We start from the raw sequence: 10077 nt of genomic DNA, 5'->3' as shown, positions 1-10077 counted from the left end.
TCGCTTTGGGTTACCTCGGCTTTCATAAGCCATTCTTAAAGCTTTTTTCGTTAGGTCACTGTCCGGTCGAGCTGATGTTGCCCAACCTACAACTTTGCGAGCGTAAAGGTCAATTACAACAGCCAGGTATAGCCAACGAGAACCGCACCAGACATAGGTAACATCACCACACCAAACTTGATCTGGTGCTTGTGTGCTAAATGCTCTTTTCAATAAATTAGGTATGCTTAAGTGCTCTTTTTCTGCCTTGGAATACTTATGCGTTGGCATTTGACGACTAACCAATCCCTCTTGTTTCATCAGCTTACTCACCAACCAGCGGCTCGCTTTGAAGCCTGACTTTGCGAGCAGTTGAACCAAGGTTCGTTGGCCTGCGGAGCCATGACTTAGCCCAAACCAACGTTTCATTTCGGCAATTAAACGTAGCCGCTCGGGCGCTATAGTATGTGGTGTTTCGCGCCAATATCGGTAACTACTGCGCTGTACTTTAAATACAGCACACAAACGCTTCACAGGCCAGCTCTCTTGAAGGGAGCGGATCAGCGCAAACCTTTGATGGAGTCCTGCATCAAGAGAGCTGAAGCCTTTTTTAGGATCTCATTGTCCTCTTCTAGGCGTTTGAGTTTACGCTCAAGTTCGCGGATTTTAAGTTGGTCAGGGGTCAGGGGAGTCGCACTAGTGAGGTTACCGTTACGCTCTTCTTTTAGCTGGCGTGCCCACTTATCGACAGTGGATTTACCTAATCCCATCGCCTCGGCAACGTCTCTAACAGAGCGTTGTTCATCGACGACTTGTTGAGCGACTTCGAGTCTAAATTCAGGAGAATAAGTTGGACGAGTTCTTTTTGTCATATTTGCACCTAATCAGTTATGGTGATTCTATCACCTCTAATCAGGTGGCCAAATTTATTGTGCCACTACACCTTTTACCACCAAATATTATTGATAAAACACTGCAAATCGGCGAATACGAAGTTAAAGTTGAAAAGGTAATCATCCATCCCGGTATAACGGATATTCCTGAGAGCATGTTAAGTGGGGACGCTTCTGATTTAATGACCTTGATGATGACTACCCACGATATTGCGTTAGTAAAGTTAAGCTCTGACTTACCAGATAGCGCCCCCATTGAAATATATTCTGAAAACAAAGAGCTCAACCAAGTAATCAAAGGGTATGGCAGAGGGACAACGGGAACTGGTATAACTGGTTCTGTTCAAGGAACTCAGGGAAAACTTAGACTTTTGCAAAATAGAATTGAAGAAACCCATACTAATTGGGTATCAATCACTTTTGACTCCGGTGAAAAAGCCCTTGACCTTGAAGGAATTGACGGTGCAGGTGATAGTGGTGGCCCTTTGATTATGGCCGTTGAAGGAAAAGACTATTTAGTTGCCTTGTTTAGCTGGGACTATATTGAAGGAAATTTAGAAGAGTTTGTCGCTGGTCATTACGGAAAAAAATCATATCAGGTCAGAATTTCTACTTATAGTGATTGGATCAGAAAAACCATGTCCGAGAACTAAATAACGGTATATAACAAGTTACTCAAAAGGACGCAAACTGCTTGGCTGCGCTCCTTCGTCGCTAATTATAGCCAAGCTTTTTCGCGCCCCATATGGCGGCGTTATAACACAGAATCAACTCCTTGCTCAAAACGGTTAGTTGAACTATTATTTGTACGTTATTTTGTACCAAATGGAGTTTAATATGAGTCGTATTCATTTCGATCAAGATATTCAGCCGTTATCTGAATTTCGTGCAGGTGTAGCTTCTTACATCAAACAAATCAATGAGACTCGCCGTCCATTGGTCATCACACAACGTGGTAAAGGTGTAGCTGTTGTTCTCGATGTTGCAGAGTATGAAGCAATGCAAGAGAAAATCGAATTACTAGAAGAAATGCGCACAGCTGAAGCTCAATTAGCTTCAGGCCTTGGCGTTTCCAATGATGATGCTCGTGCTCAAGTACTGGGGCGCATTAAGAAATGAAAGTAGTTTGGTCTCCATTGGCGCTTCAGAAACTGGGCGATGCAGCGGAATTTATTTCTTTGGATAATCCATCGGCCGCAGAAAAGTGGGTAAACGAAGTTTTTGATAAAACTGAACTACTTGGAAGTATGTCTGAAATGGGGCGCTTTGTTCCTGAAATGCCCCATACGAATTATCGCGAAATCATTTTTGGTCACTATCGTATTATCTATAGCTTAAGTCATGAGATCCGCTTACTAACAGTTCGTAATTGTCGCCAAATGCTGTCGGAAGGTGACGTATAAAACTGTGTTATAACAAAGCGTTTAAGACGGATTCACAGCGCTTGGCATTTTCAGTTCAAGTCAGTTTAAGTGTTTATGGCACAATGATTTAGTCTTGGTGGTGGCGTTGTTCGCTACTTAACGCGGCGTTATACGGTTTTAGGTATTTGAATAATATTAGCTTAAGGTTGCAATAATATGAGCGAAAATAAAATTAACAATAATATGGGATTGGCTATAGCAATGGGAGCCGGGATTGGTCTTGTTTTTGGACAGTTTATTTTTGATGACGTTGGCATAGGCCTATCCGTAGGAGCTGGACTTGGTGTTGTCTACGGCTCTATAAATAAGTTAAAAAAAAATAAGAGTGACGATAACCAATAATTCATCTTTTTAAACCGTGTAACAAGGCAATCAGTCGGGATTCAAAATAGTTGGCTTGCGCTCCTTCGTCGCTAATTTTAGCCAACTATTTATGCGCCCCATATTGCGGCGTTATACGTACTGGCACACTGGTGACGCTAAAATATCAATCAATGTCATATGATTGACGTATCAATACAGGAGCTTTCTTACGATAATAATTTAAGATTTTATCTTTAAGGAAGTCATTATGGAAATGCAATTAAACGTTCAAAAATTAAAGCAATTAAGAGAATCTAAGGCGTGGAGTCAATCGCAACTCGCGGATGTTGCTGGAATAAGTTTAAGAACTGTTCAGCGCATCGAAAAATCAGGAATTGCGTCACCTGAATCGGTCATGTCAATTTGCTCTGCTTACGATATTCAAACAAATGACCTTATTAAGAAAGAAGAGCCTTCGGTTGATATGCCGCCAACTTTCTTAAATGTAGTTAGATATAAAATTGATAATATGAATATAAAAGCAACATTAGTCTCATTTTCTGTGGCATTTATAATAGCTTTTATTTTAACTGTATAGTGCGTATAACAAACGCTTCAACAAAGGACGCAAAAAGCTTGGCTTGTGCTCCTTCGTCACTAATTTTAGCCAAGCATTTTGTGCCCATTAGTAAGGCGTTAGGGGATAAAGTGAAATTTAAAGTTGCAAGCTCTATTTTAGCATTGTATACACTGATTGGTCTGGGAGTAACGATATACTCTGACTTTGAGAGCGATTTAAGTGCGCTTGTTAGTATTTTACTTTATGTGCTGATACCCGCATATGGAACATACGGCACTTGGGCTAAAAGTCGGATTGCAATGCTAATCACTCTAGTGTTTTTCATCTCGCAAAGTGTTCGAAGCGTTGGTACTGATGGTTTAATTCCGCATATTGCACCCATAACAATTTCTTTTCCTGTTGGTGACTTCTCAAATGGGCAAGGTTACCTGATTGATCTTTATGCTATTTCTATGGCAGTATTTCTAGCTTGGCTACTTAAGCTGGTGATTACCCCTAACAAGCACATTAAAAGGACGTAAAGTCATTAGCTTATTGCCCGTGCCTCGCTAAAGTATATCCAATAATTTTAAGCCCATTATGTGGGCGTTATATGTAATTTGAACATCGAGCTTTGTGCTAATAAAAGTGGACCTTTATGAAGTGTAATAAGTGTAAATCAGGGATTACCTCACCAATTACTAAAACTACAAATGTTGACGGTACTCCTATAACGTCATCATCATGTCCTGTGTGTGGTGAAAACTTAGATAACTCAAATAAACATTGGATTGTAATAGTTATTTTAATTGTTGCTCTTGGTGTTGCATCAAAATACTTTTCTTAAATATGGTGTTTCTTTGCACATAACAAGCTGTTTAGGCTTATCTTTTTAGGGGATGTCACTAACGGGGAAGTGGGCACGATGGCCTAGGTGGTAGTCGGTAACTAGCTGCATTTATATTGAGTAATATTAACAGACGTGCCAAAGCAGCACGTCTTTAATCGTCATAGCTTAGAACGGTAAGCCATTATTTACTGGTACAGCAGTAACACCGATGCCGCCAGACTGAATTCTAATACGCTCACCATGAGCAATTAGTGCAACTACACTGTCGTCTTGACCGATATTATTCCACTCGATAACCATATACCCTTGGCCGTTAGCTGTTGATCTAAGCTTTGCAGAGGTTTTTGGCGCAAGCTGGGTATTAGATTGCGTAAAGTTTGTATACTGAAGACCCGAAGTTAAAAACTGAACCGTCAGCTTTATAGACAGTGATTTTTACTTCAATATCTTTATCCGTAATATTCGAAATATAAAGGTCACTGAATCGTGCCGTTGTACCATCACTGTGCCACATTGGGACGATTGCCTTACCACTGCCAGCTAAGCTGGCAAATGATACTAGAGATAATAGTAACGCTGCGATAATTCTCATAAATATAAGTCCTGTTATTGTTGTTACAAGCGCAGCAAAATATCACAAAAAATTGGGGTGGCAAAGGAGTTTATGAGAAAGTTGTGGTTTTTAGCATTATGCTTGCGGGTTTGATTAATTGAGTGCTCATAACTCATGATGGAAGCGCTATTAGTTAGGTATGGATAAAGTTACCCTAATTATTGGTACCAACAGCAAGTGCGCGGTATTATATGTTGATAATTAACAATATAATGAAGTAGAAATATGTCGTTTCCACCTTGTCCAAAATGTCAATCCGAGTTTGTATACCAAGATCAAAGTAACCTTGTTTGTCCAGAGTGTGCTTATGAATGGAACCCAAATGAAATCGATGAACAGAGCATCATCGAGGTAAAAGATGCAAACGGCGCTTTGCTTAATGATGGTGATAAAGTTACAGTGATCAAGGATTTAAAGATAAAAGGAAGCTCACAAGTTATTAAAATCGGCACCAAAGCTTTGGTAAGACGCGTGTTAGATAAGAAAGATCATGAACTCGATTGTAAAGTTGATGGGGTGGGCGAGATGATGGTAACAGCTAAGTTTGTTAAAAAAGCATAGTTTTTTCATTGCCAAAGAACTTGACCCACAGATTTTCTTCGATACAACTTAGCGGAAAACGTAAGCTCTGATATTGAAGCTCGGCTGCTATTTAACACATTATTTTCTAGCCTAATGAGCACTAGTGTGAGGTTATTGGGCTTAAAACCATTTAAATAAACTCAATAGAGTGAGCTTATTTAAATGGTCAGATTATCTTTTTTGATAAAATAAATATAAAGGAGTGATTGATGTTTGCGGTAATCTTTAAGGCAAAAACTGGGAGTCAAGATGAGCATTATTCTCAGACAGTTGAATTAATGCGCACCCTAGCGTTTGAAAAATATAACTGTCAGGATTTTATTGCCGTGACAGAAGGCCAACAGGAAGTCACAATATCTTATTGGCTATCGCAAGAAGATATAAAAAACTGGCATGCGGACAGCCAACATCGTGTTGCTCAGCAGCTGGGGCGTGATACATGGTACGACTCTTACGTGGTAGAAGTTGTTGAGATCCTAAGAAAGTATAGTTTTGGTGAGTAGTAATTTAACTCGATAGCAGCCCACTAAAAAAACATATAATGTATGGTGCTTTTGGTTCTTCCAAAAAAGGAATGTAATATTGAAAGCACTTATCCATTCAATATAGCACCGTTTAGGGGCTATTCAGTATGAAACTCATTGATATTGTAGCAGTATTGCTGTCCGCATAAACCGTGCCTACCGTTTATACATCTTGGTTATACGCATGTAACAATTCAGCCTAGCAATATTCCATCCTTTATTTGTGCGTTGTGATTTTCTAAATAATACTAAAGTTGATGTACGTAAAATGTTAAGTAGTCAATTATGAAAACCTCAACATTGTCGATGATGCTGGTGGGCGTGGTTTTGCCACTTGCAGCTGCTGCCAATGTCCAATATAGATCCTCAGAAATTGTTGTAGCAGGACCTGTGACAGATTCAAGCCTAAATGTACTTAGTTATTACCCTAAATCCAACCTGAGTATAGTGTCGGTTGCTAAAGGGAAAGAGCTGGATAAAGCGAAGAAGATGCGTTTAAAGGGAAGTCGTGCTCATGTGAATGTGCTCGTTAATAAGTTCGCTATGCCAAATGACCCCTATTTAAGCTATCAGTGGAACTGGCAAAATATTGGAGCTTATGGTGGATGGGATATCAGCACTGGCGGAACGAGTACAGTTGCTGTTTTAGATACTGGGTTAGCCAGTGGTGGTTCAGATGGAGTTGGCTGCGTTGTTGCGCCTTACAATGTGTATGACCCAATGAATTACCCAGAAGATGGTGATGGCCATGGCACGCATGTATCGGGCACCATTGCGCAAAGTACTAATAATGGTATTGGTGTGGCCGGTTTGGCGTATGGTGCATGTATTATGCCGGTGAAAGTACTGGATGACAGTGGTAGCGGCAGTATGGCGGCAATAGCAGAGGGGATATATCACGCGGTTGACAGCGGTGCTGATGTGATAAACCTTAGTTTAGGTGTGAGTGCAAGGTATCGTATTACTTCAGATCCGATTTTAGACCCAGCACTTGAATATGCTGCGTCAAATAACGTTATCGTGATTGGCGCATCAGGTAATGATGGTAGTCGCAAAAATATCAGTTATCCTGCAAGCCACAGTAGTGTGATTGCTGTAGGTGCAACAGATGCTAATGATCAGGTAACACGTTACTCGAACCGAGGTGATATGCTTGATTTGGTCGCTCCAGGTGGGGATACCAGCGTTGATAGTAATGGTGATGGATATGCCGATGGTATTTTGCAAGAAGCAAAGATTGGCGGAAGTTGGGGTTATTATTTCTTTCAAGGTACTTCGATGGCGACTCCACACGTAGCGGCTTTGTCTGCAATGCTGATAAGTAATGGTACTACCAGTACGCCTGTTGATGTTAAAGCTGCTATGCAGCAAACCGCTGTTGATTTATATGACACAGGTTGGGATAAGACATCTGGAGCGGGACTGATAAATGTGCCAGCAGCTCTCAATTGGCAACCGGGTATTGTGAATCCCCCTCCTATGTGTACCGATGCTGATAATGACGGTGTGTGTGTTGAGGAGGGAGATTGTGATGATAACAATGCTTCGGTATACCCCGGTGCAAACGATACACGAGGTAAAAAGAGTAGAGACGGAATTGATAATGACTGCAATGGTATTATTGATGGTTAATTGGTCATTTAAATCGCATACATTATAAGGTGAGATGCGCGATTGTTGAGTGTAACGTTATACTCGAAACTCCAACAATCGCGCGTTAATCGCTTCCACTTATCGCATATTTCATTGTGTCGTTCGCAATATGTTATAGCGCCTTTATTGGCTTCTGATAAGCTTCCACTTAAGAATCTTGGCTCTTTTTAGCCGCTTTTGAATAGTGAGTGATAGATGTTTGAAGTGATGGTGTTGGCAATTGCATTAAGTATGGACGCATTTGCAGTATCAATTGGCTTGGGCGCAAAAAAGGCTATGCAGACATCCGCACTGGCATTTAAGTCTGCAATGTATTTTGGTGTATTTCAGGCTGTCATGCCACTGGTAGGATACTTGGGAGGTAAGGGAGTGCTCGGGTGGGTGCAAAACTATGCACACTGGGTCGCTTTTGTGTTGTTGTTACTTATTGGCATAAAAATGCTCTATGAAGCGATGTCAGAAGGAATAGAAGAGGATATTGCTCAGATCACGCATAGAGTCATGCTGATGCTGGCGTTAGCCACCAGTATAGATGCCATGGCAGCCGGTTTTACCTTAACATTATTGCAAGTGGAACCCTTTTTTGCGTGCGCGCTAATAGGTATCACCACGTTTATATTTAGCTGGATCGGGGTTGTCGTCGGTAAACGTAGCGGTACATGGTTGGAAAGTAAAGCGGAGTGTTTGGGAGGGGTGATACTTATTTTAATGGCATTTAAAACACTCTTGTTTTGATATAGGTGAAATCGTTATTTTATAAATAGTTACGATATAAATAGAGGCATGATTAAGCCTATGTAAACCCATCAGCTAGTACTATTAAAAGCAATGGTTTAAAGAACAAAGGCTTAAGAAATGAAAATCACTATCGGTTTATTGTGTGTAATGATTTTTCTCGGTGGTTGCAAACTCACTCGTGTTGAAGGTGAAGTAGAAGACGTTAAAGTGAAAATAAGCAATAAAGATAGTCGCAGTACGTCTAGCTACAAACATTGTCCTCCTGGTCTTGCTAAACAAGGGAGATGCAAAAATTAAAATTTATGTGTACATAAATGTAAAAGGTAAATGAATCTGCGAGCGTGAAAATGCTCGCAGATTCATTTCAACAATACAAAAATGCGATATAAATTCGTATCTTTCACCAGCTTAAGCGCGGGAAATAACGAGTGTTCTAGTCTACTATTTATGTTCCTAATGTATTCTGATCACTCAAGTTAACCCTAGAAACTTGGAGGCATAGATATGATTGAGTTTATCAAAACAATAACAGTACTGTTATTGCTCTATTCCTGCCAAATATTCGCGCAATCGGATATCACGCAAAACCAACTACTTATTAACCAGATGTCTGATAAATCCCATGTCATTATTGACGTTCGTAGCACGGAAGAATATGAGCAGGGACATATTAAAGGCGCGATTAATATTCCATTCAATCAGATTGAGCGACATATGAGTTTGCTGGAGCAACATAAGCAATCACACTTAGTTGTTTATTGCCGCTCAGGAAGAAGGGCAACTATTTTTATCGATGCACTGACACCCGAAGGATTTAACCTTTTGCACCTAGAAGGTGATATGAATGCATGGCTCAAAGCAAAGTTACCTGTAGTAGCCAAACAGTAGTTTAATATCGTTCCGTAAAGTCTAGATCCTAAGAACGATATTCTTACTCATACTGAATTTTGTTTTTTATATATAAATAAATTATATATATATAAAAGTATATGTTTGCGGGACAGCCACTTTATGTGCTTTGATGTATTTGTTGTTCATTGTAGTGGCACAATAAATTTGGCCACCTGATTAGAGGTGATAGAATCACCATAACTGATTAGGTGCAAATATGACAAAAAGAACTCGTCCAACTTATTCTCCTGAATTTAGACTCGAAGTCGCTCAACAAGTCGTCGATGAACAACGCTCTGTTAGAGACGTTGCCGAGGCGATGGGATTAGGTAAATCCACTGTCGATAAGTGGGCACGCCAGCTAAAAGAAGAGCGTAACGGTAACCTCACTAGTGCGACTCCCCTGACCCCTGACCAACTTAAAATCCGCGAACTTGAGCGTAAACTCAAACGCCTAGAAGAGGACAATGAGATCCTAAAAAAGGCTTCAGCTCTCTTGATGCAGGACTCCATCAAAGGTTTGCGCTGATCCGCTCCCTTCAAGAGAGCTGGCCTGTGAAGCGTTTGTGTGCTGTATTTAAAGTACAGCGCAGTAGTTACCGATATTGGCGCGAAACACCACATACTATAGCGCCCGAGCGGCTACGTTTAATTGCCGAAATGAAACGTTGGTTTGGGCTAAGTCATGGCTCCGCAGGCCAACGAACCTTGGTTCAACTGCTCGCAAAGTCAGGCTTCAAAGCGAGCCGCTGGTTGGTGAGTAAGCTGATGAAACAAGAGGGATTGGTTAGTCGTCAAATGCCAACGCATAAGTATTCCAAGGCAGAAAAAGAGCACTTAAGCATACCTAATTTATTGAAAAGAGCATTTAGCACACAAGCACCAGATCAAGTTTGGTGTGGTGATGTTACCTATGTCTGGTGCGGTTCTCGTTGGCTATACCTGGCTGTTGTAATTGACCTTTACGCTCGCAAAGTTGTAGGTTGGGCAACATCAGCTCGACCGGACAGTGACCTAACGAAAAAAGCTTTAAGAATGGCTTATGAAAGCCGAGGTAACCCAAAGCGA

The 10077-nt window shown here is 40.8% G+C and carries 17 protein-coding genes; 13 read left to right on the top strand and 4 right to left on the bottom strand.

Annotation, left to right across the window (positions count from 1 at the left end; genetic code table 11):
* Together BET10_RS04240 and BET10_RS04235 are read right to left on the bottom strand one after the other, a co-directional pair.
* Positions 1-513 (bottom strand): IS3 family transposase (locus BET10_RS04240; protein WP_139158734.1); only part of this gene is annotated, 513 nt, incomplete at its 3' end.
* A 26-nt stretch (positions 514-539) separates the two neighbouring features.
* On the bottom strand, positions 540-851 hold the full coding sequence (locus BET10_RS04235; protein ID WP_070983092.1) for an IS3 family transposase: 312 nt from the start codon (positions 849-851) through the stop codon (positions 540-542).
* Between BET10_RS04235 and BET10_RS04230 the strand changes: the two genes are divergently transcribed.
* The 6 genes from BET10_RS04230 to BET10_RS04205 all read left to right on the top strand — a co-directional run bounded on the left by BET10_RS04230 (position 830) and on the right by BET10_RS04205 (position 3700).
* Positions 830-1525, top strand: a complete 696-nt coding sequence (locus BET10_RS04230) for a trypsin-like serine protease (protein ID WP_170829110.1) — start codon at positions 830-832, stop codon at positions 1523-1525. The two genes, BET10_RS04235 and BET10_RS04230, sit on opposite strands and share 22 nt — an antisense overlap.
* 184 nt (positions 1526-1709) lie before the next feature.
* Positions 1710-1991, top strand: coding sequence for a type II toxin-antitoxin system Phd/YefM family antitoxin (locus tag BET10_RS04225; protein ID WP_000086647.1), 282 nt, complete (start codon positions 1710-1712; stop codon positions 1989-1991).
* A complete protein-coding gene (locus BET10_RS04220) occupies positions 1988-2275 on the top strand; it encodes a type II toxin-antitoxin system RelE/ParE family toxin (RefSeq protein ID WP_070983651.1) in 288 nt (95 codons plus the stop codon). The genes BET10_RS04225 and BET10_RS04220 overlap by 4 nt, the downstream gene beginning before the upstream one ends.
* A gap of 177 nt (positions 2276-2452) precedes the next feature.
* A complete protein-coding gene (locus BET10_RS04215) occupies positions 2453-2638 on the top strand; it encodes a hypothetical protein (RefSeq protein ID WP_070983649.1) in 186 nt (61 codons plus the stop codon).
* A 229-nt stretch (positions 2639-2867) separates the two neighbouring features.
* Positions 2868-3197: a helix-turn-helix domain-containing protein gene (locus BET10_RS04210; RefSeq protein ID WP_083330435.1), complete on the top strand. Its 330-nt coding sequence runs from the start codon at positions 2868-2870 to the stop codon at positions 3195-3197.
* A 110-nt stretch (positions 3198-3307) separates the two neighbouring features.
* Positions 3308-3700, top strand: coding sequence for a hypothetical protein (locus tag BET10_RS04205; protein ID WP_139158584.1), 393 nt, complete (start codon positions 3308-3310; stop codon positions 3698-3700).
* Positions 3701-4173: 473 nt separating this feature from the next.
* On the opposite strand, the gene BET10_RS21960 is transcribed toward BET10_RS04205, so the two are convergent.
* Both BET10_RS21960 and BET10_RS04200 read right to left on the bottom strand, forming a co-directional pair.
* Positions 4174-4308, bottom strand: coding sequence for a hypothetical protein (locus tag BET10_RS21960; protein WP_276204881.1), 135 nt, complete (start codon positions 4306-4308; stop codon positions 4174-4176).
* A gap of 61 nt (positions 4309-4369) precedes the next feature.
* Entirely contained in the window at positions 4370-4600 is a 231-nt protein-coding gene (locus BET10_RS04200; protein WP_070983644.1) for a hypothetical protein, read from the bottom strand.
* Between the two features lie 246 nt (positions 4601-4846).
* On the opposite strand from BET10_RS04200, the gene BET10_RS04195 reads away from it, so the two are divergent.
* From BET10_RS04195 to BET10_RS04160, 7 genes are all read left to right on the top strand, one after another.
* Positions 4847-5182, top strand: coding sequence for a zinc ribbon domain-containing protein YjdM (locus tag BET10_RS04195; RefSeq protein ID WP_070983642.1), 336 nt, complete (start codon positions 4847-4849; stop codon positions 5180-5182).
* A gap of 230 nt (positions 5183-5412) precedes the next feature.
* A complete protein-coding gene (locus tag BET10_RS04190) occupies positions 5413-5706 on the top strand; it encodes an antibiotic biosynthesis monooxygenase family protein (protein WP_070983639.1) in 294 nt (97 codons plus the stop codon).
* A gap of 306 nt (positions 5707-6012) precedes the next feature.
* Positions 6013-7359, top strand: a complete 1347-nt coding sequence (locus BET10_RS04185) for a S8 family serine peptidase (protein ID WP_096348925.1) — start codon at positions 6013-6015, stop codon at positions 7357-7359.
* Between the two features lie 216 nt (positions 7360-7575).
* Complete coding sequence (locus tag BET10_RS04180) at positions 7576-8115, top strand: manganese efflux pump MntP (RefSeq protein ID WP_070983637.1); 540 nt, start codon at positions 7576-7578, stop codon at positions 8113-8115.
* 507 nt (positions 8116-8622) lie between these two features.
* Positions 8623-9006, top strand: a complete 384-nt coding sequence (locus tag BET10_RS04170; protein WP_070983634.1) for a rhodanese-like domain-containing protein — start codon at positions 8623-8625, stop codon at positions 9004-9006.
* A gap of 220 nt (positions 9007-9226) precedes the next feature.
* Complete coding sequence (locus tag BET10_RS04165; RefSeq protein ID WP_070983092.1) at positions 9227-9538, top strand: IS3 family transposase; 312 nt, start codon at positions 9227-9229, stop codon at positions 9536-9538.
* A gap of 26 nt (positions 9539-9564) precedes the next feature.
* Positions 9565-10077 (top strand): IS3 family transposase (locus BET10_RS04160; protein WP_139158734.1); only part of this gene is annotated, 513 nt, incomplete at its 3' end.

Source organism: Pseudoalteromonas amylolytica (assembly GCF_001854605.1).
Taxonomy (GTDB): domain Bacteria; phylum Pseudomonadota; class Gammaproteobacteria; order Enterobacterales; family Alteromonadaceae; genus Pseudoalteromonas; species Pseudoalteromonas amylolytica.
The sequence above is the reverse complement of the archived record's forward strand: the minus strand, read 5'-3'. Positions and strand labels throughout refer to the sequence as shown.